We start from the raw sequence: 23,687 nt of genomic DNA, 5'->3' as shown, positions 1-23,687 counted from the left end.
TCCGGTAGCGCGTGCGTCGTACCCCGGGTCCAGGATGGCCCGGGAGGTACGGACCGCGATGAACTTGAAGCCTTACCGGCAGGCGCTCGCCCTGCCCGGCGTCCGGTCGCTGCTGCTGGTGGCGATGCTGGCCCGGGTCCCGCTGACGGCGTGCGGCGTGGTGCTCACCCTGTACGTGGTCCAGGACCTGCGCCACGGGTACGCCGCGGCGGGCCTGGCCGGTGCCGCGATGACGGTGGGCATGGCCGTCGGCGCACCACTGCTGGGTCGCCTGGTCGACCGGCGAGGGCTGCGGCCGATGCTGCTGTTGACCGCCTCGGCGCAGGCCGTCTTCTGGCTCTCGGCCCAGGCGTTGCCGTACCCGGCCCTGGTGGTCGCCGCGTTCCTCGGCGGCCTGCTGGAGCTTCCGCTGTTCTCGGTGGTCCGGCAGTCCATCGCGGCGCTGGTCCCCGAGAGCCGGCGACGGCAGGCCTACGCGCTGGACTCGATGTCGGTGGAACTGTCCTTCATGGTCGGTCCGGCGCTGGGTGTGCTGCTGGCCACCACCTGGTCGACCAGGGGCACGATGGTCCTGCTGGGCGCCGCCATCGTCTTGTCCGGTCTGGCCCTGTTCGCGCTGAATCCGCCGACCCGGGCAGCCCACGAAGCGGCCCGCGGCGCACCGGCGGTCCCGCGCCGGCAGTGGCTGACCGGGCGGCTGCTCGGGCTGCTGGCGGTCAGCGCCGGCACCACCCTGGTGCTCGGTGGCACCGACGTGTCGGTGGTCGCGGCGCTGCGGCACGCCGGCCAGGTCGAGTGGACCGGGGCGGTGCTCGGCATCTGGGCGGCCGCCTCGCTGGTCGGCGGGTTCGCGTACGGCGCGGTGCGCCGGCCACCCACCGCGCTGCGGCTGGCTCTCCTGCTGTGTCTCGGCACCCTCCCGGTCGGGCTGAGCGGCGACCGGTGGTGGTTGTTGGCGCTGTTCCTGCTGCCGGCCGGTGTGCTCTGCGCGCCGACCCTGGCGTCGACCGCCGACGCGGTGAGCCGGCTGGCCCCGGCCGCCGTCCGGGGCGAGGCGATGGGGCTGCACGGCTCGGCCGTCACGGTCGGGATCGCACTCGGCGCGCCGCTGGCCGGTGCGGTCATCGACGCCTCGGCGCCGGCCTGGGGATTCGCCGCGACCGGAGCGGTGGGCGCCCTGGTGGTGCTCGCCGCCCTGATCACCGGCCGGCACCGGCACCGCCCAGCCCGCGACGCGTCGACGGCCCCTGACCAGGTCGTCGTCGACGCCATCCGCTGAGCAGACCGGGAGACGACGAAGGGCGCCGTCCACGCCCCGTTACGGGGTGGACGGCGCCTCTCGCGCGTCAGCGGGGACGGACCCTCGCGGTCAGCGGTCGCGGTCGGCGGTGCCGGCGTCGTGGGGTCGGACCTCGTTCGACTCGACCGAACCGGACCCGGACCGCGCCATCTCGGGGCGGCTGCCACCGTCGGACTCGGCGGTCAGCGGCCTGGCGCCGCCCTCCGGCGGGCCGGCCAGGGACTGTCCGCCGGCGGCCAGTTCCGGGAACTTCAGGTCGAACGCCGGCCGCTCGGAGCGGATCCGGGGCATCCGGTCGAAGTTACGCAGCGGCGGCGGGCAGCTGGTCGCCCACTCCAGCGAGTTGCCGTGACCCCAGGGGTCGTCGACCTCGACCACCGGACCCGACTTGTACGACTTCCAGCAGTTGTAGAGGAACGGCAGGGTGGAGATGCCGGTGACGAACGCGCCGACGGTGGAGATCACGTTCAGCGTGGTGAATCCGTCGGACGGCAGGTAGTCGGCGTACCGCCGGGGCATGCCCTCGTTGCCCAGCCAGTGCTGCACCAGGAAGGTGGTGTGGAAGCCCAGGAAGGTCAGCCAGAAGTGGATCTTTCCCAGTCGCTCGTCCAGCATCCGGCCGAACATCTTCGGGAACCAGAAGTAGATGCCGCCGAACACCGCGAAGACGATCGTGCCGAACAGCACGTAGTGGAAGTGCGCCACCACGAAGTAGGTGTCCGACACGTGGAAGTCGACGGGCGGGCTGGCCAGCAGCACGCCGGTGAGACCGCCGAAGAGGAACGTGGTGAGGAAGCCGATCGACCACAGCATCGGCGTCTCGAAGCTGATCTGGCCGCGCCACATGGTGCCGATCCAGGTGAAGAACTTCATCCCGGTCGGCACGGCGATCAGGAAGGTCATCAGCGAGAAGAACGGCAGCAGCACCTGGCCGGTGGCGAACATGTGGTGCGCCCACACGCTCATCGACAGGGCGGCGATGGCGATGGTCGCGCCGACCAGGCCCTTGTAGCCGAAGACCGGCTTGCGGGAGAAGACCGGGATGATCTCGGTGACGATGCCGAAGAAGGGCAGCGCCACGATGTACACCTCGGGGTGGCCGAAGAACCAGAACAGGTGCTGCCACAGCATCGGGCCGTTGGTCGCCGGGTCGAAGACGTGGGCACCCAGGATCCGGTCCGCGGCCAGCGCCAACAGCGCCGCGGCCAGCAGCGGGAAGACCATGATCACCAGAAGGCTGGTGATCAGGATGTTCCAGGTGAAGATCGGCATCCGGAACATCGTCATGCCCGGCGCGCGCAGGGTCAGGATCGTGGTGATCATGTTCACCGCGCCGAGGATGGTGCCGAGGCCGGAGATCACCAACCCGATGATCCACATGTTGCCGCCGACTCCCGGCGAGTGCTCCACGCTGCTCAGCGGCGCGTACGCGAACCAACCGAAGTCGGCGGCGCCACCGGGGGTGAGGAAGCCACCCATGGCCAGCGTCCCGCCGAACAGGTACAGCCAGTAGGCGAAGCTGTTGAGCCGGGGGAACGACACGTCGGGGGCGCCGATCTGCAACGGCGTCACGAAGTTCGCGAAGGCGAACACGATCGGCGTCGCGAAGAACAGCAGCATGATCGTGCCGTGCATGGTGAACAGCTGGTTGTACTGCTCCGGCGACAGGAACTGCAGCCCCGGCTGGGCGAGCTCGGCCCGCATCAGCAGGGCCATCAGGCCGCCGATCATGAAGAACGCGAAGGCGGTGACCATGTACATGATCCCGATCTGCTTCGCGTCCGTCGTACGCAGCAGCCGTGCGACGGCCGAGCCCTTGACCGGTTGACGGACCGGCCAGGGTCGGGTCACGATCGGCTTGGGTGCGACGGTGGTCACGAGTGGCCTCCGGTTCTCGTTAGTCCCATCGGCACGCTGATGATCTGCGGGGCGTACCTCGCAGGCAGAATAGTCCTCTTCGGCGGGGGGTCCGGCGGCGGGTGGGTGGATCGACGCGTGTGACACAGACCAGCCACCGTCCGGTCGCCGCGGTCAGGCCGGGACGAGGCGCCGCCGCCGTCAGGCCGGGTCGAGCAGCAACCGGTAGTGCTCCTGGAAGATCCGGCCGCCCCGGCCGCGCAGCAGCGGGTCACGCAGGGCCGGCGGCACGTCCCGGGTCCGGTCCCGGTCCCGGGTCCGGTCCAGCACCCACTTGGTACGCGGACGACGGCGACTCTCGTACGCGGTCAGCGCCTCACCCACCGTGTCGGTGGCGCGCAGCGCGGCGGCCAGCACCACGGCGTCCTCGATCGCCATCGCGGCCCCCTCGGACAGCGTCGGCGCGGTGGCGTGGGCGGCGTCACCCACCAGCACCACCCGCCCCCTGGACCAGCGGCCCAACTCGACCTCGTCGGCCACCGCGACCTGGACCCGGTCCAACGCGTCGAGCGCCTCGGGCACCGGCCCGCCGTAGTCGCCGAAGAGTTCCCGCAGCCGGGCCACCGGGTCGGCGGGAGCGGTCGTGGCGGCCTCGTCGGCGTAGCAGTAGAGCCGTCCGGCGCCCATCGGCATCATGATGAAGCCGGCCCGCTGGCCGAGCAGTGACGTCCAGTCGGTGACCCGCGGGCCACCGTTCACCACGCTGCGGTAGACGACCTGGCCGACCGGTCGGGGCGGACCGCCGAGGGCGGCCAGGAAACGGACCGACGAGCGCCGCCCGTCGGCGCCCACGACCAGGTCGTACTCGGCCTGGTCGCCCGCGCCGAAGGTGACCGTGACGGCACCGTCGGCGAGGTCCAGCCGGTGCACCTCGGTGCCGTACCGCACCTCGCCGCCGGCGCCGGACAGCAGCACCCGGTGCAGGTCCGGTCGGGGCAGTGCCCGGCACTCCCCCACGCCCGACCACAACCGGGCCAGGTCCACCTCGCACAGTTGCCGACCGGCGGAGTCCAGGAAGCGCTGCCGGCCGATGACCTGGCCGAACGGGCGGACCGGACCGTCCAACCCGATCTCCCGCAGCGCGCGGGCGGCGTTGCCGGGCAGGTAGATGCCGGTCGGTCCGCAGACCCGGGCGGCCGGCAGCCGCTCGGTGACCTCCGGCCGGAACCCGGCCAGCCGAAGGGCCCGGGTGACCGCCAGGCCGGCGATGCCCGCGCCGACGACCAGGATCCGCAGCCGGCCGGCCGGACGACTCGCGGAGACCACAGCCATCTGGATGACGCCTCCGGAGGATATTTTGGTACGCGTTGAAGGCAAGACATTACTCCCCGCTACCGGCCTGCGGTAGATCCGATCGCGCCGGAGGCGAAAGAATCGGTCGGAATCAATTTCCGCCCGTCACAACGGTTGCGCCAAGTTTTCAGACATGTAAATGTGTTCCCCATGGGAGCGCTCCCGGCCCGCTCCCCAACCCCCGCTTCGACACCTGAGGAGCATCATGAGACGTACCCTCCGGGCCGCCTTCGCGGCCGGGCTGCTCGCCGCCGGCGGACTGGTCGCCGTGGTCGTCGCCAATCCCGCCGCCGCCGACACCCAGATCTGCGAGCAGTACGGCTCGACCGTGGTCGGCGGCCGGTACGTGGTGATGAACAACCGCTGGGGCACCAGCGCCCAGCAGTGCATCAACGCCACCGACTCCGGCTTCCGCATCACCACCCAGCAGGGGTCGGCGCCCACCAACGGCGCGCCCGTGTCGTACCCGGCGATCTTCGTCGGGTGCCACTACACGAACTGCTCACCGGGCACCAACCTGCCCATCCGACTGGGGTCGATCAGCAGCGCCACCAGCAGCATCAACTACACCTACGTCAGCGGCGCCATCTACGACGCGGCGTACGACATCTGGCTGGACCCGTCGCCCAAGAAGGACGGGGTCAACCAGATGGAGATCATGATCTGGTTGAACCGGCAGGGTTCGATCCAGCCGATCGGCTCCCCGGTCGGCAACGTCAACCTGGCCGGTCGCAGCTGGGAGGTGTGGCGCGGTAGCAACGGCTCGAACAACGTCATCTCCTACGTCGCGTCGTCGCCGATCCCCAGCCTGAACTTCAGCGTGCTGGACTTCCTGAACGACACCCGCAACCGCGGCGCGGTCACCAACGACTGGTACCTGACCAGCATCCAGGCCGGCTTCGAGCCCTGGCAGGGCGGCACCGGCCTGGCGGTCAGCGGCTTCTCGGCCACGGTCAACGGTGGCGGCAACAACCCGCCCCCGAGCACCACGCCCCCGCCCAGCGGGAATGGTGCCTGCAAGGTGGCCTACACCGCGAACTCCTGGAACAACGGCTTCACCGCCGACGTCACCATCACCAACACCGGTTCCGGCACGATCAACGGCTGGACCCTGAACTACAACCTGCCGGGCGGCCAGCAGATCACGAACTCCTGGAACGCCACCGTGACGCAGAGCGGCTCCTCCGTAACCGCCCGCAATATCGGCTACAACGGCACGATCGCTCCTGGCGGAACCGCCTCGTTCGGCTACCAGGGCACGCTGAGCGGCGGATACTCCTCGCCGACCAGCTTCAGCCTGAACGGCAGCGCCTGCACGAGAGGCTGACCGCCCGTCGCTCCGCCGCGCCGCGGCCCGTGCCGGCACACGGGCCCGGCGCGGCGGCATCGCCCGGTAGGGGGTACCGGGCCGGATGCCGTGGTTCACCGCGAACCACGGCATCCGCTCCATTTCGGACAGTTGACGTCCGGAAACGCCCTTCACCTGCGCGAAGGCCCGCACCGCAAGAGGTCCGGACGGACCGGCGTTTCGCCGCGAGTGTCCAATTGCCATCATCGTCATTGCCCGACAGCGCTCAGTGAGGTTACATAGCGAGATCAGTCGATTACTCGGGTCGGGGGTGGCGGGATGCCAGTGGTCAGCGACGCCGGCTCCACCGTGCCGCGCAGACAGCTCGGCCGGCGGCTGCGGCAACTGCGGGAGGACGCCCGGATTACCGTCAAGGCCGCGGCCGACGCGCTGGAGTGGTCCACCCCGAAGCTGTGGCGCATCGAGGGCGGCATGGTGTCCATGCGGTCGCTCGACGTCGAGGCGATGTGCCGGGTCTACGGTGCCACCGAGGCCGTCACGGCGAGCCTGATGGCGCTGGCCAAGGACACCCGGGCACGGGGCTGGTGGCAGGCGTACTCCGACGCGATCCCGGGCTGGTTCGAGCTGTACATCGGGCTGGAGGCGGCGGCCAGCCGGCTGCGGACGTACCAGCCGGAACTGGTGCCGGAGCTGCTGCAGAGCGAGGCGTACGCGACCGAGACCGTCCGTGTCGCGCACCCGGAACTGTCCGACGACGAGGTGGCCCGCGCGGTCGCCGTCCGGCTCAGCCGGCAGGCACTGCTGGGTCGGCGTGCCCCCGCGCCACCACGGCTGGACGTGGTGCTGAACGAACCGGCGCTGCGCCGGCCGCTGCGGGACCCGGCGGCGATGGCCGAGCAGCTCCGGCTGATCAACACGGTGGGCGAGCGGCGCAACGTGTCGGTGCTGGTGCTGCCGTTGGACGCCGGGCTGCACCCCGGTGCGCTGGCCGGCGGCCCGTTCACCCTGCTGGAGTTCCCGGACCGGGACGGCCAGGAGACCGAGCCGCCCACGGTCTACCGGGAGGCCCTGACCGGAGCGTCCTACCTGGACAAACCGGCGGAGGTCGAGGTGCACGCGGCGGTCTGGTCCGCGGTCCGGGACGCGGCGCTGGACCGGGCCGCCTCCCGCGACCTGATCGCCGAGCTGGCGAAGGAGTACGACTGACCGATATCAGGGTCGGGGGACGACCGACCGTGGTGCGTCAGCGTTCCAGGGCGTCGATCTCGGCGATCTGCTCGTCGGTCAGCCGGAACCCGAACACGTCGAGGTTGCTCCGGATCCGCTCCGGCGTGGCCGACTTCGGGATCGCGACGAACCCGTGGTCGAGGTGCCAGCGCAGCACCACCTGGGCCGGGGTGACCCCGTGCGCGTCGGCGACCCGGACCAGGACCGGATCGTCGAGGTCGATGTTCTTGAGGGCGCTGTAGCCCTCCAGCACCACGCCGCGTTCGGAGTGCCCGTCGGCCAGGTTCGCGTCGTACAGGGTGGGGCTCCACCGGATCTGGTTGACCGCCGGCAGCTCACCGGTCGCCCGGGTCAGCGCGTCGATCTGGTCCAGACCGTAGTTGCTCACCCCGATCGACCGGGTCTGTCCCTCGTCGCGGGCGGCGATGAACTCCCGCCAGACCGCCACGTCGTCGGTGCGCGGCGGGGCGTGCACCAGCCAGAGGTCGACGTAGTCGGTGTCCAGCGCCGCCAGGCTCGCGGCGAGCGTCTCGCGGACCCGGCCGGCGCGTTCCGGTGGCCACTTCGTGGTGATGAAGATGTCCGCCCGGGGTACGCCGCTGTCCCGCACCGCCCGACCGACCTGGTCCTCGTTGCGGTACATGGTGGCGGTGTCGATGTGCCGGTAGCCCGCGGTCAGCGCGGCCAGCACCGCGTCGTACGCCGCGTTGCCGGTGAGCTGCCAGGTGCCGAAGCCGAGCAACGGCATCCGGGCCCCGGACGGCAGCGGAGCGGTGGGTTGGTCGGAACTCATGGCAATTGTCCTACCCTGGCCGCCCCGGTCCATGCCATCGCCGGCCGGATACCTCAGATCAGCAGGCCGAGCCGCTCGATCGGCTCGACCAGCTCCTCCTCCTCGTACGTCAGGTGCGACAGCAGCGCCTCGGCGAGCCGGTCGACGGCCTGCCGTACGCCGGGCAGCGCGGCCGGGTCCGCGACCAGCGCGACCACCGCGTCGTCCAGGTCGGTGAGCAGCGCCGCGATCACCTCGTGCTCCTCGCTGAGCCGGTCCAGGACCGGGCCGAGGCCGTCGTCGGCCCGGCGCAGGTCGGCGAACATCCGCTCGTCCTCGATGGTGTGGTGGATGCCCAGCACCCGGCAGTAGCCGGCGCAGAACGCACCGAGCGACCAGTAGTTCTGCCGCATGGTCAGATCGTTGATCACCGACCGGGCGGCGGCCGCGTCGGCGGCACCGGCGGCGACCGCCTCGACCGCCTCGCGGATCTGGACCAGTTCCTGCCGCAGGTGGTCGTGGATCGCGACCAGATGCGACCGGCCGGAGGGGGCCACCCGGTCCGCCGCGCGGGGTGCCCGGGGCCGGCTCTGCTCGTGCAGGGAACGTCGAACGGACTGACTCACCCGGTGACGGTAACCCGCGTCCGCAGGGGGCCGGCGGCTGGTCCCGGCCGGGTGACACACCGACCTGATTTCCGTCCGGCAGGTTTGCCGACCCGCTTCACCGGGGAACGAAACGCATCGAGGCCGACGCGGCCGATCCGGGTCGGTCGAGCCAGGTCCCCGCCGGCGTACCGCCGTACGGCTGCGTGGGTGGGAGACGGCCGGAGCGCGGCGACGCTGGACCTCCCGGGTCGGGCGGCGCCGCGCGCTCCGTCTCCGGGGCCCGCGATCGGCTCGCCGGACACCACCACGATCGCCGCGCCGACCAGCAGCGCGACCAGGCCCCGTACCCCGCGCGAACGACGCCGGTCCACGACGGCGAAATGGACAGATAACGGCTTATATCAGAAAAAGGTTCATTCCGGCCCGACGGTGAGCCGCGACACCGGCCGGAGGGGCACGCCGATCGCCGCCATCGCCCGGCCGTAGCGGGCGTACGCCTGCTCGGCCTCGCCGTGCCGACCCGCCTCGGTCAGCACCGCTATCAGCTCCCGGTGCGCCCCCTCGTCGTACGGCTCGGTCCGCAGCGCCCGCCGCAGGTGCTCGGCGGCCTCCTCCAGGTCGTTCCGGCGCCGGGCGATGGCGGCCAGCGCCAGCACCACCCGCAGGTACAACCGGCGCGCCTCGTCGCGGACCGGCACCGCCCAGTCGTCGTACGGCTGGTCCAGCAGGAAGTCGCCCCGGTACCGCCGCTCGGCCAGCACCAGTGCGCCGCGCGCGGCGTCCGACTCGCCCTGGTCGAACAACCGCAGGCCGTGGACCGCCTCGCCGCGGAACAGCTCGACGTCCAGGTGCAGGTTCTCCAGGTCGAGCGCCACGGCGGTCCGGCTGCTGAGCACGTACCGGTCGGCCGGGGCCCGGCGCCGCGGGTCGAGCACCGCCCGCAGGGTGGACAGCAGCACCGAGAGGCGGTGCCGGGCCCGGTCCGGGTCCGAGCCCGGCCAGAGCAGTTCGGCCAGTTCCTCCCGACCGGCCGGTCGGCCGCGCCGGGTGACCAGGATCCGCAGCAGGTGCCGGGCCTTGCGGGACTGCCAGGCCGGCTCCGGCACCGGCTCGCCGCCGACCAGCACCTCGAACCGGCCCAGGGTGTGGATCACCACCGCGTCCGCCGGGCCGGACTCGGACACCGGTACGCCGACGGCGGCCAGCCGGTCGGCCGCCACCCGCGCCTCCACCCGCTCGGCGGTACTCGCCCCGGGGCGCCGGCCCAACTGCACGATCACCTGGTCCACGTCCACCGGGGCCTGCGCCGCGCGCAGGATCGCCACCGCCTCGACCAGGGCGGCCCGGGCCAGCCGGGGGTCGTCCGTACCGGTGGCGCACAGCCGCAGCGCCTCGGCCAGGCCCGCCGGGTCGTGATGCCGGCGGGCCTGGTCGGCCGCGTGCTCGGCGACCCGGACCGCGCCGGCCGGGTCGGCTGCCGCCAGCAGCGCCCGACCCAGGGCGCACCGGGCCGCCGTGAGGTCGGGGCCGCGGGCCAGTTCGACGGCCCGCTCGGCCAGCGCGCGGGCGGCCCGCGGGTCCCGCTCGGCGACCACCCGGGCCAGCCCGGCCAGGGCCGGCACCAGCGCGCGGACGTTGCGGTACGCCTCGGCGATCCGGACCGCCTCCTCGTACGCGGCCCGGGCCAGGCTCACCCGCCCGCGCAGCAGGTGCAGGTCGCCGAGTCGGACCAGCGGGAAGGCCACCTGCTGCGAGCCGATCCGCTGGCACAGCGAGATGCTCTGCTCGTACCGGGACGTCGCCTCGTCCAGCCGACCGGTACGGGCCAACGCGGTGCCCGCCGCGGCGAGGGCGAGCGCCAGCACCGGCTGGTGGCCGACCGTACCGGCCAACTCGACGGCGAGGTCGGCCTCGCCCGCCGCCTCGGCGTACCGGGCCGCGTCGGACAGCACGGCCGAGTGGTGCACCCGGATCCACGCCTCCAGTGCCGGGTCGGCCGCCGTCCGGACCAGCCGGAGCGCGGCGCCGAGGTGCCCGATCACCGCAGACCGGTCGCCGGCCAGCTTGGCCGCGAGGCTCGCCGCCACCTCGACGACCGCGTGCACCACGGCCGCCGGGGGTCCGTCCGGCGCCCCGACCCGGTCCACCGGGCCGTCGCCGGCCGGCGGGCCGGTGCCGTACGCCGGACCGGCCTCGACCGGTGGGGCCGCGGCCCGGGCGCGGGCCGCCACCTGCGCGCAGGCGGCGGCGTCACCGGTGGCCCCGTACGCCAGGGCCGCCCATCCGAGCAGCGCCGCCTCGGCGTGCCGGTGGTCGGCGGACCCGTCCACGGTCGTCTCGGCGAACGCCGCCAGCGCCTCGTGCGGGGCGCCGCGCAGATAGTGGACCAGGCACAGCCGCCAGGCCAGCGCCGGTTCCAGCGGCCGGTCCGGGTCGGCCAGTTCCCGGTAGTCGGCGACCGCGCCGGCCCAGTCACCGGTGATCCGCCGGGCGTCCGCCCGCAGCCGGCGCAGCCGGGCCGACCGCAGGCCGACGGGCAACCCCGGTACGACGGTCAGCACCGTCCCGGCCGCACCGGTCCGCAGCAGGTCGGCGCCGGAGTGTTCGAGCAGCCGGGCGGTGCCGACGGGGTCACCGGCCGACCGGTAGGCGTGCAGTGCCGCCTCGGGCAGGCCGTGCCGGACGTACCAGTCGGCGGCCCGCCGGTGCAGGCCGGGTTGTTGTCCCGGCGGAAGCGGGAGGTGCCGGCGGAGCACCGCCGCGACCAGCGGGACCGGGCGGTAGCGGGCGTCGTCTGCGGAGTCCCGCAGCAGCAGTCCGATATCGGCCAACCGACGCAGTTCCGGTCCGGTCCGCCCGGCCGCACCGCCGAGCAGTTCGGCGTGCACCGGATCGAGGTGGACGGCCCGGCGGAGAATCCGGCGGGTCCCGGCGGGCAGTTCCGGCAGTACCTCGTCGAGCAGGAAGGCCGCCACCGGCGACCCGACGGCGGGCGGCCGGCCGGGGCCGGACCCGTCGAGGACGGGCCACCCGGCCGGACCGGACCGCACGAGCAGCCGCACCAGCGCCGGCCAGCCCGCGGTGACGGCGGCCACCCGGTCCACGAGCGCCGGTTCCGACCACTCGACCCGGCCGGCGAGCAGGGTCATGATCCCGTCCCGGGTCAACGCGAGATCACCCGGTCCACGGACGTCCAGCAGACCCCGGCGTCGCCAGCCGCCGATGACATGCGGGGCGGGCGGATGCCGGGTCAGCAGCACCAGGCGCAGCCCGTCGGGCAGCCGGGCGGCCGCCTGCAGCAGGCGACCGAGGCGGTCGGCGGGCAACCGGGGCAGGTCGTCGAGCACCAGCCAGATCGGCCGCCGCACCGGTTCCGGCGGCACCGTCCGGCGCAGCGTCGCGGCCAGGGCAGCGGGGTCGTCCAGCAGCGGCCCGACCAGGTACGCGACGTCCGCGCGGTCGTACCAGTGGGTCTGCGCACCGCGCAGCAGCCGGCGGACCGTCGCCGTCTTGCCGTAGCCGGCGGCCGCCGTGACCAGGGTGCAGGGCCGGCCCAACGGCGGATCGGGCATCGGCGGCATCGGCGGGCTCCTCCCGTGGACCGGCGTCTCTTCCCGTCACCCGCCGCTCCCGCCCGGCGCCAGAATGTCCGGCGAAAGACGCCGCTACCAGGTCAAAGTCGGTCAGCCGACAGCAGTCACCCGCCGCCGCACCGGTCGGCGGAGCGCTCCCACAACCAACCGTGACGCGACCCGGATCCGATCCGGACCGCCGTGGTGAGGCTGGACCGGCATCGCCATCGACTGACGGTGGTGAGCCGTGAAGGGAGTCCCTACCGATGGACAACAGCAGATTCCGGCGCTGGCGCCGGACGGGCCCGGCGACGATCGCCCTGGCCCTGGCCGCGACGGTGCTCAGCGGGGTGGCGCCGGCCCGAGCCGACGTCGGCGCGCAGGTCGCCGCCCCCTTCCGGGTCGCGGCGTCCACCGGGTTCAGCTCGGTGAACAAGAGCGTCGCGGTCGCCTGCCCGGTCGGCCGGCAGGTCTACGGCACCGGTGCCGAGATCACCGGCGCCAACGGCGCGGTGATGATCGACGATCTGGTGCCGAACGTCACGCTGACCAGCGTCTTCGCCACCGCCGTCGAGGTCGGCGCGTTCGCCGGCAACTGGCAGTTGACCGTGTACGCCGTCTGCGGCCTGCCGACGCTGAACCTGCAACGGGTCTTCTTCACCAGCGCCACCAACTCGGTCAACTCGAAGTCCGTCTTCGCCGGCTGCCCGACCGGCCTGCGGCTCTACGGCCTGGGCGCCTCGATCAACGGCGGGACCGGGATCGTGGTGCTGGACGACCTGATCCCGAACGTCGGGCTCACCGGCGCCACGGTGACCGGGACCGAACGGGTCGCGTTCGCCGGGGTCTGGAACGTCACCGGGTACGCCATCTGCGGCAACCCGGCGGCCACGATGACCCGGGTGGCGGTGAACACCGCGACGAACTCGCTCTCCCCGAAGACGACCATCGCGACCTGCCCGGCCGGCACCCGGGTGCACGGCACCGGCGCCGAGATCACCGGTGCGCTCGGCGCCGTGGTCGTCGACGACCTGACCCCGGTGCTGAACCTCACGTCGGTCATCGTGACCGGAGCGGAGAACACGGCGTTCGCCGGCAACTGGTTCATCACCGCGTACGCGATCTGTTCCTCCTGACCGCACGACGGAAGTCGGCCCCGTCCGCTGCCGGGCGGGGCCGACTTCCCCTGTTCGCACCTGTCCTTTGCCGGCCCGAAGAGCGCGGCGTGCCCGGCCGGGACCGGCGCCGCGGTTGCCGAGCCGGGTCAGCGGGCCGTGCAGGTCACCGCCGGTGGGGAGCCGGCGTCCCCGGTGCCCACCAGGCCCCAGCTGGTGCTGGCGCCGGGGGCGAGCCTCCCGTTGTAGGCGGCGTTGGTGGCGGTCACCTGTTGCCCGGTCTGGCTGACCGTGGCGTTCCACGAACTGGCGATCCGCTGCCCGCCGGGGAAGCTGAAATCGGTGGTCCAGCCGGTGGTGGCGGCCCCCGCGTTGGTGACCGTCACCTCGGCCTGGAAGCCGCCGGACCAGGATCCGGTCACCGCGTACCGGGCGGTGCAGCCGCCACCGGGAGCCGGCGTGGTCGGCGCGGGCGTCGTGGGCGCGGGGGTGGTCGGCGCGGGCGTGGTCGGGGTCGGGCCGGGTGAGCCCGTCGCGGTCGGCGTCGGGGTCGGTCCGCCGCCGTCCGACGTGGTGTAGCTGACCGACGTGTACGCCGCGGAGCACCGCCCGCCGCAGGAGGCCGGCAGCCCGAACCGGTAGCTCCGGCCGCCGTTGACGAGTTGGCCGGTCACGTCCCGGACCCGGATCTCGAACTGGCTGCCGCCCGAGGTGGTGGCGCCGAGGACGTACGACTGGCCCATGTCACCGTTCATGGTCGCCGCCTGCCAGGCACCGTTCGCCAGGTACTCCACCCCGTGGATGCCGTTGGCCAGGTGCGACACGGCGATCGCCGGCCAGTACGGCTGGGCGCCCTGCAGGAAGCCGATCCGGATGTCACCGGTGTAACCGGGCGCCGGCACGTACGACCAGGAGACGTGCCGGTTGCCCCAGTGGTTCGGGTACAGGTCACCGACCGGGGTCCCGTTGCGGGCGAACCGGTTGAGCGACGCCTTGGACAGGTCGAGGTGGTACGGGTCGTCCCGGCACCAGGCGTTCGGGTCGCCGCAGCTGTCCGCCACCACCATGGTCAGGGTCGCCCCGTTGTAGCCGTCGGCCACCCAGGAACCGTTGCGGCAGAACGGCTGCCCGGCCGCGCCGTCGTTCAGGCCGGTGCAGTAGTCACCGATGCTGACCTGCACGAACCGGCCACAGTTGTGGCCGTTGTCCCACGCCCCGATCTTGGCGGCCTGGTCCGGCGGCATCGGTCGGGCCGGGAAGGAGCTGTAGTCGCCCGGCAGGTTGTAGACGTTCAGCGCGACGAAGTCCGGGGAGTCCAACTCGGACTGCGGCAACCCGCACCCGCCGTACGGCGAGCCGAGTCCGTCGAAGTAGGTGGCGTTGCCGGTGACCGGTGCCGGCGGGTCGACCGGTGCCAGGGCGTACGCCGGCAGTTGCGTCGCGGCCAGCAGCAGCACCGCCCATCCGGCCAGTACGGCGAGCAGACGGGCACGTGGTCGCGGGACGATGGTGGTCATGGCAGGCCTTCCGGGCAGCGTTCAGTGGTCATGGCTTTGCCCATCCATGCCCGGCGATGTCGCGCGTGTCCATGCCAGCACCGCGCCCGCCGCTTGTCAACCAGGGCGGACCCGGCGTCCCGTACGACGTCAGGGCTTGCGGGCCACCAGGCCGTAGATCGACGCGTCGGCGCGCGCCGGCCGCTGCTCCGCCGGCACCTCCGGGCGCCACTCCGCGACCGGCACGATCCCGGGCTCGACCAGGTCCAGGCCGGCGACGAACCGGCCGACCTCCGCCCGGCTCCGCGCCGTACCGTCCGGCTTGTAGTGCCCGGCGGCGACGGCCGCCGCCGACCGCTCCACCACCTCCCGCGGCAGCAGGTCGGCGGTGAAGTGGGTCATCGCCAGGTAACTGCCGGACGGCAACGCGTCCAGCAGCCGGGCCACCAGGTCGTACGGACGGTCCTCGTCGGACATGAAGTGCACGACGGCGATCAGCATCAACGCCACCGGCCGGTCCAGATCCAGCATCTCGCGCAGGTCGGGGTGCTCCAGGATGCCGGTCGGGTCGCGCAGGTCGGCGTCCAGGTAGGCGGTGGCACCGGCGCTGGAGCTGGTCAGCAACGCGCGGGCGTGCACCAGCACCATCGGGTCGTTGTCGACGTAGACGATCCGGGCCTCCGGTGCCAACGCCTGGGCCACCTCGTGGGTGTTGTCCGCACTCGGGATGCCGGTGCCGACGTCGAGGAACTGCCGGACCCCCGCCTCCTCGACCAGGAACCGCACCGCCCGGCGCAGGAAGGCGCGGTTCTCCCGGGCCGCGGTCCGGACCGCCGGATAGACCGACGCGATCTGCTCGGCGGACTCCCGGTCGGCGGCGAAGTTGTCCTTGCCGCCCAGCCAGTAGTTGTACCGCCGGGCCGGATGCATCACCGAGGTGTCGAGCCGGCGCAACGGCGAACCGCCCAACTCGTCCGGTCGGGACTGGACCCCCACGGCGACCTCCCCAGGAAGCGTGCTGACAGCGAACGTCGTCCGGACAGCGTAGTGGTCCTCCACACTGGAGCGCTCCCAGCCCTGCTCGGCCGGGTCGCGCCGGCCGCGGTGACCCGACACCGCGTCGGCCCGATCAACGGTCCGTGTTGCGACAGCTCTCTACAGTCGCCGTCCCCGGAACGGAACAGTGTCATCACATGGAGTAACAGTCGAACGTTGACCATGAAGGGGAGAAGTCGTGATCAGCAGAGGTCGAACGGTTCACCGCGCGGTGGGTGCCGCCGTGGCCGCGGTGCTCGCCGCCGGCGTGCCGCTCGGGTACGCGCCGTCACCCGCCGGGGCCGCCGTCGCGGGCGCGTCACCGGCAAGCATCCTCGACTGGGACGTCGCCGCCGAGACGGCGATCTGGGACGTCGCCCGCCAGCCGCCACAGATCCAGTCCCGGGGCGCCGCGATGGTGCACGGGGCGATCTTCGACGCGGTCAACGCCATCGCCGGCCGGCCGTACCAGCCGTACCTGGTGGCGCCGCCGGCCGACGGGTCGGAGTCGGTCGACGCGGCCGTCGCGACCGCGGCGTACCAGGTGCTCGACTCGCTCTTCCCGGCCCAGCACGACGACCTGCGGGCCCGGTACGACCGGTCGCTGGCCGCCGTGCCGGACGGCCCGGCCGAACGCGGGGGCGTCGCGGTCGGCGCCCGGGCCGCCGCCGCCATGATCGACGCCCGGCGCGGCGACGGATCGTTCGGGTCGCAGACCTTCCCGGTCGGCACCCTGCCCGGCCAGTGGCGCCCCACCCCGCCGACGTACGGCAACGAGACCGCCTGGGTGGGACGGATGAAGCCGTTCCTGCTCCCCCGCGCGTCGATGTTCCGGACCGCCGGGCCGCCGGCGCTGACCAGCGCGCAGTACGCCCGGGACTACACCGAGGTGAAGGCCGTGGGCTCGGCGACCAGCACGGCCCGCACCGCGGACCAGACCGACGCCGCGATCTGGTGGCACGACCGGCGACTGGCCGAATGGGAGATCAAGCGTCAGCTGGTGACCACCCAACGGCTGGACGTCGTACGGGCCGCCCGGATGTTCGCGATGGCCGACCTGGCCGAGGTGGACGCGGTGATCGCCTGCTTCAACGAGAAGGCCGCGTGGAACCGCTGGCGGCCGGTCACCGCGATCCGGCTGGGCGACACCGACGGCAACCCGGCCACCGCGCCGGACCCGAACTGGACACCGCTGCTGGTCACCCCGGCGCACCCCGACTACACGTCCGGGCACACCTGCGACAGCGGCGCGGTCATGTCGGCGCTGGCGTACTTCTTCGGCCGGGACGACATCGCGTTCAGCGCGTACAGCGCGGATTCCGGTTCACGGCGGTACTTCCGCGGCTTCACCCAGGCGCTGACCGAGGTCACCGACGCCCGGGTCTGGGGCGGCATCCACACCCGTACCGCCGACACGCAGGGGGCCGCCATCGGCCTGCAGACCACCGCGTACATGGTGGCGCACTACTTCCGCCCGGCCTGACCGGCCGGTCGGACCGGCGGCCGGGCCTCACCGCCGGGCCGCGACGTCATGACGGGTACGGCACCGACCGGCGGCCGGTGCTGTACCCGGGTCACTCCGCCGGTTCGGTACGGGCGGCCACGACGGCGGCGAGGATGGCGACGATCTTCTCCTCGGCGGCGGCCTTGTCGATGCCGAGGCCGGTGAGCAGCCCGTCGCCGGCCTCCTGCTCCAGCAGGGCGAGCAGGATGTGCTCGGTGCCGACGTAGTTGTGGCCCAGCCGCAACGCCTCCCGGAAGGTCAGCTCCAGCGCCTTGCGGGCCCGCGCGTCGAACGGGATCAGCGCCGGGATCTCCGCACCGGTCGGGGCCGGCACGGCCGCCTCCGCGGCCCCGCGCAACCGCTCCAGCGGTACGCCCTGGTCGACGATGACCTTCGCGGCGATCGCCTCGGGCTCGGCGAGCAGGCCCAGCACCAGGTGCGGGGGGCCGATCTCGACGCTGCCGCGGGCCCGTGCCTCGTTCTGCGCCACGACGATGACGCGCCGGGCCCGCTCGGTGTAGCGGCTGAAGCCCTGGCTCGCGTCCAGGTCGGACGCCTCGCCGGGGCTCTTCGGCATGAACCGTTTCTGGGCGGCCTGCTTGGTCACGCCCATGCTCCGGCCGATCTCCGTCCAGGAGGCGCCGGAGCGGCGGGCCTGGTCGACGAAGTGGCCGATCAGGTGGTCGGCGATCTCGCCGATGTGGTCGGCCAGCAGGACTGCGTCGGAGAGCTGGTCGAGCGGCTGGGAGTGGGCCTTCTTGATGCCGGCGATCAGGTCGTCGAGCTTGATGTCGCCGGTCATCCGCATGGGTTCGGTCATGCGTCAACTCTAGGTTGACGTCGCCGGATCGTCAACCCGGAGTTGACGATCTCGTCCGGCCGATCATGTCCGCCGGACCGGATAGGGTCAGACGCGCAGATCGACGACGGGGGTCACCATGTTCGCCATCCAGCTCACCGAGCGCGCCCAGCTCCGCCCGCTCGAACCGTGGCAGGCCGAGGAGTTCCTGGCCCACATCGACCGGGCCCGGCCCGACGTCGACCCGTGGATCCCGTGGGCCACCTTCAGCACCGACCTCGACTCGGCCCGCGCCACCCTCCAGCGGTACGCGGACAAGCAGGCCCGCGACGCCGCCCGGCTGTACGGCATCTGGCTGGACGGCACCCTGGTCGGCGGCACCATGTTCGTCGCCTTCGACACCACCACCGGGATCTGCGAGATCGGCTGCTGGCTGGAGGCCGCCGGCACCGGACACGGCCTGATCACCGCCGCCGCCCAGCTCATGATCGACTGGGCGTTCCGGGAACGCGGCATGCACCGCATCGAGTGGCTCACCTCGCCGGAGAACGTCCGCAGCAGCAACGTCGCCCGGCGGCTCGGCATGCGACTGGACGGCACGCTGCGGGACAACTTCCGCTACCGGGACCGCTGGTACGACACCCAGGTCTGGTCCCTGCTGGCCGACGACCGGCCCGGCGCCGCCGAATAGGCCGGCCGGGCCCGACGACGTCGCACACGTTCCGGCTACATGCGGGTGAGCGACCGGGTGACCGCGAGCCGCCCTTCGATCCGGCCGGCCGGCCGCAGCACCAGCTCGTTGGTCCGCAGGTGCCGCAGCGACAGCGCCGGCCCGGCGCGGTTGACCAGCCGCGCCCGTTCGAAGCAGACCTGCCGGGTCACGGTGGCGAAGGACAGGTTGATCCGGCCGGTGGCGGTGAACCCCTCGCAGCAGCTCACCGCCGACCCGACGGTGAGGTTCACGGCCAGCAGTGCCCGGCCGTCCGGGCAGTTCAGGTGAGCGCCGCGCAGCTTCACCGAACCGCGTACGTCCGCGTTGTTCAGACGCATCTCGCCGTCGCAGCGGAAGCCCGGCTCGGCGTGGATGTCGTGGCCGACCTGGACCAGGCCGGCGTCCAGCGGCACCGGGGCGCCGGAGAGCCGGGCACCGTCGAGCAGCAGCCGGCCATCCGCATCGGATAGCGGACCTCCGCGTACGACAGGTCCAGCTTGCCGGTCACCGCCGCGCCCGTCAGCACCAGCGCGGCCAACTCCCCCGGCACGTCCGGCTGCGCGCCGAGCAGCAGGGTACGGATGACGTCGGCCCGGATCCGCCGGTCCTCGCGGCCGGTCAGGTCGACCAGTTCCCGGCGGGGAAAGGCATCCCAGAGTTGTCGTTCCGGCTCGGTCAGGGTGCTGGGATCCACGTGGCCCATCCTGCCCAGGCGCCGCAACCCGTCGACGCGCCGCCTGCGCGGTGTGTCACCGCTCGCCCGCCGCCGTTGCGTAGCGTGCAGCCATGGAGGTCGTACAACTCACCGCGAACCTGTACTTCTTTCGCTTCCCTACCGGGCACGTCTACCTGTGGCGGGACCCGGACGGGCTGACCTTGGTCGACTCCGGCATCCCGGGCAGCGGCCTGGCGATTGCCGAGGGGATCCGGAGCATCGGCGAGGAGCCCTCGGCGGTACGCCGGCTCGTGCTCACCCACGGGCATCTCGACCACGTCGGCGGCGCCGCCGACATCGCCACCTGGGGTGCGGTGGAGGTGATCGCCCACCGGGCCGACGCGCCGGCCATCCGGGGCGAGGCCGTCATGCCCGAGCCGGACCTCACCGACTTCGAACGGCCCATCTACACCGAGGTGAACGACGCTCTGGCGGGCACCCCGCCGATCCCGGTCCGGGTGGACCGCGAGGTCGACCACGGCGACGTGCTCGACATCGGCGAGGGCGCCGTGGTGCACGCCGTACCCGGGCACACGGCGGGCAGCATCGCCCTGTACCTGCCGGACTGGAAGGTGCTGTTCACCGGCGACATCGCGGTCCGGGACCCCCGGTCCAGGGACCCGGAGGCACCGGTCTTCCCCGGTCTGTTCAACGTCGACCGGGCCGCCGCGCTGGAGTCGTTCCGTCGGCTGGCCGCCCTGGACGTCGAGGTCGCCTGCTTCGGGCACGGCGAACCGGTGACGGCCGACGCCGGACACCGGATGCGCGCCGTCACCACCCGACTCGGCTGAGGCCGTACTTTCGGCCGGTTCGGCGGGGCGGGTGACCTCGTAGCCTGGCTCCGTGACCAGTCGGGGGCGGGGCGCCTGGGTGGCCGACGCGGGGCTCGCCGTCGGGCTCGTCGTCGTGCTCGCCGGCACCGCCGTCGCGCTGGCGACCAGCTGGGGCGGGAGCTACTGGCTGTTCGGCTGTGTGACCGGCGCGTCGGTGTGCGTACTGGCGGTGTTGCGACACCGGCACCGGTTCGGCACGGCCGTCGCGGGCCTGGCGGTGGCGGCGGCCTCGGTCGTGGCCGCCTGGGCCGCCGGGCTGCCGGCCGAGCCGGGTCCGGCGATGGCCCTGGGGCTGGCCGTGCTGCTCGCGTCGGCGGTCCGGACGCTGCCCGCGGCGCCGGCCGGCGCGGTCGCCACCGCCGGGCTGCTGGTGGTCGCCGCGACCCGGCTGCTGCCCGCCCACCCCACCTCCGCCGCGCTCACCCGGGCGACGGTGTGGAACGCCGTCGCCTGGTCCGCCGCCGTCGCGGTCGGGCTGGCGTCGCGGGCGCTGGCGGCCCGCCGCCGGTCCACCGCCGAGCGGGTACGCCGGGACGTCCGCCTCGATCTTGCCCGCGAACTGCACGACGTGGTCGCGCACCACGTCACCGGCATCGTGGTGCAGACCCAGGCCGCCCGGATCGTCGCCCGCCGGCACCCGGACCGGCTGGACGGCAGCCTGGCCGAGATCGAGGCGGCCGGAGCCGAGGCCCTGGCGGCGATGCGCCGCGTGGTCGGCCTGCTGCGGGACGCCGCCGACGCGGCCCCCGCGACGCCCGGGCCGGAGCGGCTCGACGACCTGGTCGCCCGCTTCGCGGGCCGCGCCGGTCCGGCGGTACGCCTGCGGACGCCCGACAGCGAGGCATCGTGGCCGCCCGAGGTGGCCGGCACGGTGTACCGGGTGGTCCAGGAGGCGCTGACCAACGTGGCCCGGCACGCCGCGCAGGCCCGTACGGTGAGCGTCGACGTGGTCGACGACGGCCGGACGGTGCGGATCGAGGTGACCGACGACGGACCGTCGGGCCCGCCCCGGCTGCCGCACCACCGGTCCGGTTACGGCCTGGTCGGGATGCGCGAGCGGGTCGAGTCCCTCGGCGGGACCCTGCACGCCGGTCCGCGCGTCGACGTCGGCTGGTCGGTGCTGGCGGTCCTGCCCGCGCCGACGCCGGACGCCGGCCCGCCCCCGGTGCCGGCAGCGGTGGTGCGGCGGTGAGCATCCGGGTCCTGATCGCCGACGACCAGGCGATGGTACGCAGCGGTCTGCGGCTCATCCTGGCGGACCAACCCGACATCGAGGTGGTCGCCGAGGCGTCCGACGGCGTCGAGGCGATCGAGCTGGCCCGGCGGCTGCGGCCGGACGTGTGCCTGGTGGACATCCGGATGCCCCGGCTGGACGGTCTGGCGGTGACCCGGGCGCTCGCCGGGCCGGGCGTCCCCGAGCCGCTCCGGGTGGTCGTGGTGACCACCTTCGACCTGGACGAGTACGTCTACGGCGCGCTGCGCGGCGGCGCGGTCGGGTTCCTGCTCAAGGACGCCGGCCCGGCCCTGCTGGTGGAGGCGGTCCGGGCCGCGAAGGCCGGCGACGCGCTGGTCTCGCCCTCGGTCACGGTACGGCTGCTCACCCGGCTGACCGCCGTCGGCCGGCCCGGATCGGCTCCCGGCGCGCGGAAGCCGGTGCGGCCGTTGTCGGAGCGGGAACTGGAGGTGGTGCGGGCGGTCGCCCGGGGCCGCACCAACCAGGAGATCGGCGCCGAACTGTTCATCTCGCTGAGCACGGTGAAGAGCCACGTCTCCGGTATTCAGACCAAGCTCGGGGTGCGCAACCGGGTCGAGATCGCCGCCTGGGCCTGGGAACAGGGCGTCGTGGCCGGGGCGACGCGTGACGGGTGACGGGTGACGGGTGACGCGGGACCGTCAGGAGTCGAGGGCGGTCAGCAGTCCCGCACCGCCGCAACAGACCAGCCCGATCACGCCGATCGTGATCAGCATGATCAGGTAGTTCGACCACAGGCCGAACTTCGTCACGTCGGTGCCCTGCCCGTCGTACGCCCGGTTGCGCCAGACGCCGAAGTCGAACCTGAGCTGGCAGGCGGCGCCCGGCTGGACGGTGACGCCGTGGGTGGTGATCATCGGGATGCCGAAGATGTCGGTGTACCGGACGTCGTGCGGGCCGGCCGGCAGCGGGATGTACCAGGTGCCGGGGCCGGCGATCGCCACCTGCTGACCGTCGATCTTCAGCTTGGTGGTCGAGGGCGCCGGCACGATGTACGGCCCTCGGTTGACCGTGACGACGAGGCAGCCGGCGCCGGGTGGCAGCGGCACCGGCTGCGGGTAGGCCATCGGCATCGGGTTGCCGGCGGGAACGTAGGGGTAGGCAGCTGATGGCGGTGGAGTAGGCATAGACACGCTCCGGAGTGCTCTGGTGATAGAGTGTTGCCGTCGGACGGGCGAAAGCCAAGCCGGTCCGACATGCAGGGACGGCTGCGGCGGCAGGTTAAACGCGTTGGTGTGTTCGGTACCGGGAGTGCCTCGGGAGCCGGATCCCTTGGGGGTCGAACGGACGTGGAGACCTGTAGGACCAGTGCTCTTTGCTGGCTGTGGTCGGTGAAGCGTCAACCTCGCACCGCGTGAGCGGGTGAGACGAGGAGCGTCCGGTGGTAACGCCGGACTGCGAGCGGTTGGGTGCACCAGTGCTCACTCGCTCACAACGGTAGGTCATGGCTCAGCATGGTGGCACAGCCGGTCGGCCCGCGACGTCCCAGCCGCCGCCCGCTCAGGCGGTTGCCCGACCGGGCGGCACGGGACCGGGATACGGTGCGGACCATGCGGATCACCAAGTACACCCACTCCTGCGTACGCGTCGAGGCCGGCGGGCGGGTGCTCGTCGTCGACCCGGGTACGTGGAGCGAGCCGGCCGCGCTGGCCGGCGCGGACGCGGTGCTGGTGACCCACGAGCACGCCGACCACGTCGACGTGCTGCGGCTGGCCGGACTCGGCGTGCCGGTGCACGCGCCGGCCGGGGCCGACCTGCCCGGGCTGGCGGTGACCGAGGTGTCCGCCGGGCAGGAGTTCACCGCCGCCGGCTTCCGGGTACGCGCCACCGGCGGGCGGCACGCGACGATCTACGCCGGCCAGCCGGACTGCGCGAACCTGGGTTACCTGGTCGAGGAGGCGGTCTACCACCCGGGCGACTCGCTGCACGTACCGGGTCAGCCGGTCGAGACGCTGCTGGTGCCGGCCCAGGCGTCCTGGCTCAAGCTGGCCGAGGCGATCGACTTCGTCCGGGCCGTCGACCCGGTGCGGGTGTTCGCCATCCACGACGCGCAGGTCAATCATCGCGGTCTCGCCAGCGTGAACGGTTGGTTCGCCGAGGAGATCGGCGACCGCTACCGCTACCTCGCCCCCGGCGAGGCTCTGTAGCAGCAGTTCCGCCCTGGCCGGTCGACGTCGATGCCTGAAGATCTCGGCAGATTCAAAGATCGTTCTTCGGCAGATCTAAAG

General features: G+C 73.0%; 21 protein-coding genes. 10 read left to right on the top strand and 11 right to left on the bottom strand.

Features of this window, described 5'->3' with window-relative positions:
• Nucleotides 1-34: 34 nt before the first annotated feature.
• Nucleotides 35-1,279, top strand: coding sequence for an MFS transporter (locus ACFOX0_RS16380; RefSeq protein ID WP_377546476.1), 1,245 nt, complete (start codon nucleotides 35-37; stop codon nucleotides 1,277-1,279).
• 90 nt (nucleotides 1,280-1,369) lie between these two features.
• Here the strand turns inward: ACFOX0_RS16380 and ctaD are convergent, their stop codons facing one another.
• Both ctaD and ACFOX0_RS16370 read right to left on the bottom strand, forming a co-directional pair.
• Nucleotides 1,370-3,178: an aa3-type cytochrome oxidase subunit I gene (gene ctaD, locus ACFOX0_RS16375; RefSeq protein ID WP_377546474.1), complete on the bottom strand. Its 1,809-nt coding sequence runs from the start codon at nucleotides 3,176-3,178 to the stop codon at nucleotides 1,370-1,372.
• Nucleotides 3,179-3,358: 180 nt separating this feature from the next.
• Complete coding sequence (locus ACFOX0_RS16370) at nucleotides 3,359-4,489, bottom strand: FAD-dependent monooxygenase (RefSeq protein WP_377546471.1); 1,131 nt, start codon at nucleotides 4,487-4,489, stop codon at nucleotides 3,359-3,361.
• A 226-nt stretch (nucleotides 4,490-4,715) separates the two neighbouring features.
• Between ACFOX0_RS16370 and ACFOX0_RS16365 the strand changes: the two genes are divergently transcribed.
• Nucleotides 4,716-5,837 carry a GH12 family glycosyl hydrolase domain-containing protein gene (locus tag ACFOX0_RS16365; RefSeq protein ID WP_377546468.1) on the top strand — a complete coding sequence of 374 codons (1,122 nt, stop codon included), beginning with the start codon at nucleotides 4,716-4,718 and terminating at the stop codon, nucleotides 5,835-5,837.
• A gap of 300 nt (nucleotides 5,838-6,137) precedes the next feature.
• On the top strand, nucleotides 6,138-7,025 hold the full coding sequence (locus tag ACFOX0_RS16360; protein ID WP_377546465.1) for a helix-turn-helix domain-containing protein: 888 nt from the start codon (nucleotides 6,138-6,140) through the stop codon (nucleotides 7,023-7,025).
• A 37-nt stretch (nucleotides 7,026-7,062) separates the two neighbouring features.
• Here the strand turns inward: ACFOX0_RS16360 and ACFOX0_RS16355 are convergent, their stop codons facing one another.
• The 3 genes from ACFOX0_RS16355 to ACFOX0_RS16345 form a co-directional block, all read right to left on the bottom strand.
• Nucleotides 7,063-7,839 carry an aldo/keto reductase gene (locus tag ACFOX0_RS16355; RefSeq protein WP_377546462.1) on the bottom strand — a complete coding sequence of 259 codons (777 nt, stop codon included), beginning with the start codon at nucleotides 7,837-7,839 and terminating at the stop codon, nucleotides 7,063-7,065.
• Nucleotides 7,840-7,892: 53 nt separating this feature from the next.
• Complete coding sequence (locus tag ACFOX0_RS16350) at nucleotides 7,893-8,444, bottom strand: hemerythrin domain-containing protein (protein ID WP_377546459.1); 552 nt, start codon at nucleotides 8,442-8,444, stop codon at nucleotides 7,893-7,895.
• A 395-nt stretch (nucleotides 8,445-8,839) separates the two neighbouring features.
• Nucleotides 8,840-12,007 carry a BTAD domain-containing putative transcriptional regulator gene (locus ACFOX0_RS16345; RefSeq protein WP_377546457.1) on the bottom strand — a complete coding sequence of 1,056 codons (3,168 nt, stop codon included), beginning with the start codon at nucleotides 12,005-12,007 and terminating at the stop codon, nucleotides 8,840-8,842.
• A 257-nt stretch (nucleotides 12,008-12,264) separates the two neighbouring features.
• On the opposite strand from ACFOX0_RS16345, the gene ACFOX0_RS16340 reads away from it, so the two are divergent.
• Nucleotides 12,265-13,134, top strand: coding sequence for a hypothetical protein (locus tag ACFOX0_RS16340; protein WP_377546454.1), 870 nt, complete (start codon nucleotides 12,265-12,267; stop codon nucleotides 13,132-13,134).
• Between the two features lie 128 nt (nucleotides 13,135-13,262).
• Here the strand turns inward: ACFOX0_RS16340 and ACFOX0_RS16335 are convergent, their stop codons facing one another.
• Nucleotides 13,263-14,630 (bottom strand): cellulose binding domain-containing protein, encoded by a 1,368-nt coding sequence (locus tag ACFOX0_RS16335; RefSeq protein WP_377546452.1) that lies wholly within the window; start codon nucleotides 14,628-14,630, stop codon nucleotides 13,263-13,265.
• Between the two features lie 129 nt (nucleotides 14,631-14,759).
• Nucleotides 14,760-15,605: an SAM-dependent methyltransferase gene (locus ACFOX0_RS16330; protein WP_377546451.1), complete on the bottom strand. Its 846-nt coding sequence runs from the start codon at nucleotides 15,603-15,605 to the stop codon at nucleotides 14,760-14,762.
• 238 nt (nucleotides 15,606-15,843) lie between these two features.
• On the opposite strand from ACFOX0_RS16330, the gene ACFOX0_RS16325 reads away from it, so the two are divergent.
• Nucleotides 15,844-17,127, top strand: coding sequence for a vanadium-dependent haloperoxidase (locus tag ACFOX0_RS16325; RefSeq protein WP_377546449.1), 1,284 nt, complete (start codon nucleotides 15,844-15,846; stop codon nucleotides 17,125-17,127).
• 91 nt (nucleotides 17,128-17,218) lie between these two features.
• Here the strand turns inward: ACFOX0_RS16325 and ACFOX0_RS16320 are convergent, their stop codons facing one another.
• On the bottom strand, nucleotides 17,219-17,968 hold the full coding sequence (locus ACFOX0_RS16320) for a Clp protease N-terminal domain-containing protein (RefSeq protein WP_377546446.1): 750 nt from the start codon (nucleotides 17,966-17,968) through the stop codon (nucleotides 17,219-17,221).
• A gap of 118 nt (nucleotides 17,969-18,086) precedes the next feature.
• On the opposite strand from ACFOX0_RS16320, the gene ACFOX0_RS16315 reads away from it, so the two are divergent.
• Nucleotides 18,087-18,638: a GNAT family N-acetyltransferase gene (locus tag ACFOX0_RS16315; protein WP_377546444.1), complete on the top strand. Its 552-nt coding sequence runs from the start codon at nucleotides 18,087-18,089 to the stop codon at nucleotides 18,636-18,638.
• A 35-nt stretch (nucleotides 18,639-18,673) separates the two neighbouring features.
• On the opposite strand, the gene ACFOX0_RS16310 is transcribed toward ACFOX0_RS16315, so the two are convergent.
• Both ACFOX0_RS16310 and ACFOX0_RS16305 read right to left on the bottom strand, forming a co-directional pair.
• Entirely contained in the window at nucleotides 18,674-19,072 is a 399-nt protein-coding gene (locus tag ACFOX0_RS16310) for a hypothetical protein (protein WP_377546441.1), read from the bottom strand.
• Nucleotides 18,988-19,353: a hypothetical protein gene (locus ACFOX0_RS16305; RefSeq protein ID WP_377546439.1), complete on the bottom strand. Its 366-nt coding sequence runs from the start codon at nucleotides 19,351-19,353 to the stop codon at nucleotides 18,988-18,990. The genes ACFOX0_RS16310 and ACFOX0_RS16305 overlap by 85 nt, the downstream gene beginning before the upstream one ends.
• A 92-nt stretch (nucleotides 19,354-19,445) precedes the next feature.
• Between ACFOX0_RS16305 and ACFOX0_RS16300 the strand changes: the two genes are divergently transcribed.
• The 3 genes from ACFOX0_RS16300 to ACFOX0_RS16290 are packed head-to-tail and all read left to right on the top strand — an operon-like array spanning nucleotide 19,446 to nucleotide 22,076.
• On the top strand, nucleotides 19,446-20,165 hold the full coding sequence (locus tag ACFOX0_RS16300) for an MBL fold metallo-hydrolase (RefSeq protein ID WP_377546437.1): 720 nt from the start codon (nucleotides 19,446-19,448) through the stop codon (nucleotides 20,163-20,165).
• A 52-nt stretch (nucleotides 20,166-20,217) separates the two neighbouring features.
• Nucleotides 20,218-21,399, top strand: a complete 1,182-nt coding sequence (locus ACFOX0_RS16295) for a sensor histidine kinase (protein WP_377546434.1) — start codon at nucleotides 20,218-20,220, stop codon at nucleotides 21,397-21,399.
• Nucleotides 21,396-22,076, top strand: a complete 681-nt coding sequence (locus ACFOX0_RS16290) for a response regulator (protein WP_377546432.1) — start codon at nucleotides 21,396-21,398, stop codon at nucleotides 22,074-22,076. The genes ACFOX0_RS16295 and ACFOX0_RS16290 overlap by 4 nt, the downstream gene beginning before the upstream one ends.
• A 24-nt stretch (nucleotides 22,077-22,100) precedes the next feature.
• Here ACFOX0_RS16290 and ACFOX0_RS16285 read toward each other — a convergent pair whose 3' ends face one another.
• Nucleotides 22,101-22,586, bottom strand: a complete 486-nt coding sequence (locus ACFOX0_RS16285; protein WP_377546429.1) for a hypothetical protein — start codon at nucleotides 22,584-22,586, stop codon at nucleotides 22,101-22,103.
• 423 nt (nucleotides 22,587-23,009) lie between these two features.
• Here ACFOX0_RS16285 and ACFOX0_RS16280 point away from each other — a divergent pair, with 423 nt between their 5' ends.
• Nucleotides 23,010-23,606 carry an MBL fold metallo-hydrolase gene (locus ACFOX0_RS16280; RefSeq protein WP_377546426.1) on the top strand — a complete coding sequence of 199 codons (597 nt, stop codon included), beginning with the start codon at nucleotides 23,010-23,012 and terminating at the stop codon, nucleotides 23,604-23,606.
• Nucleotides 23,607-23,687: the final 81 nt, after the last annotated feature.

The sequence above is a fragment of the Micromonospora zhanjiangensis genome (genome assembly GCF_042650605.1).
Taxonomy (GTDB): Bacteria; Actinomycetota; Actinomycetes; order Mycobacteriales; family Micromonosporaceae; genus Micromonospora_J; species Micromonospora_J zhanjiangensis.
Note: the sequence above shows the minus strand (reverse complement) of the source record. Positions and strands in the feature narration are given on the sequence as shown.

What these genes read in the sequence shown, in the direction of transcription:
- ACFOX0_RS16335 (WP_377546452.1), bottom strand. Translation starts at nt 14,630, where the DNA reads ATGACCACCATCGTCCCGCGACCACGTGCCCGTCTGCTCGCCGTACTG.
- ACFOX0_RS16280 (WP_377546426.1), top strand. Translation starts at nt 23,010, where the DNA reads ATGCGGATCACCAAGTACACCCACTCCTGCGTACGCGTCGAGGCCGGC.
- ACFOX0_RS16340 (WP_377546454.1), top strand. Translation starts at nt 12,265, where the DNA reads ATGGACAACAGCAGATTCCGGCGCTGGCGCCGGACGGGCCCGGCGACG.
- ACFOX0_RS16355 (WP_377546462.1), bottom strand. Translation starts at nt 7,839, where the DNA reads ATGAGTTCCGACCAACCCACCGCTCCGCTGCCGTCCGGGGCCCGGATG.
- ACFOX0_RS16300 (WP_377546437.1), top strand. Translation starts at nt 19,446, where the DNA reads ATGGAGGTCGTACAACTCACCGCGAACCTGTACTTCTTTCGCTTCCCT.
- ACFOX0_RS16370 (WP_377546471.1), bottom strand. Translation starts at nt 4,489, where the DNA reads ATGGCTGTGGTCTCCGCGAGTCGTCCGGCCGGCCGGCTGCGGATCCTG.
- ACFOX0_RS16380 (WP_377546476.1), top strand. Translation starts at nt 35, where the DNA reads ATGGCCCGGGAGGTACGGACCGCGATGAACTTGAAGCCTTACCGGCAG.
- ACFOX0_RS16320 (WP_377546446.1), bottom strand. Translation starts at nt 17,968, where the DNA reads ATGACCGAACCCATGCGGATGACCGGCGACATCAAGCTCGACGACCTG.
- ACFOX0_RS16365 (WP_377546468.1), top strand. Translation starts at nt 4,716, where the DNA reads ATGAGACGTACCCTCCGGGCCGCCTTCGCGGCCGGGCTGCTCGCCGCC.
- ACFOX0_RS16315 (WP_377546444.1), top strand. Translation starts at nt 18,087, where the DNA reads ATGTTCGCCATCCAGCTCACCGAGCGCGCCCAGCTCCGCCCGCTCGAA.
- ACFOX0_RS16360 (WP_377546465.1), top strand. Translation starts at nt 6,138, where the DNA reads ATGCCAGTGGTCAGCGACGCCGGCTCCACCGTGCCGCGCAGACAGCTC.
- ACFOX0_RS16345 (WP_377546457.1), bottom strand. Translation starts at nt 12,007, where the DNA reads ATGCCGCCGATGCCCGATCCGCCGTTGGGCCGGCCCTGCACCCTGGTC.
- ACFOX0_RS16285 (WP_377546429.1), bottom strand. Translation starts at nt 22,586, where the DNA reads ATGCCTACTCCACCGCCATCAGCTGCCTACCCCTACGTTCCCGCCGGC.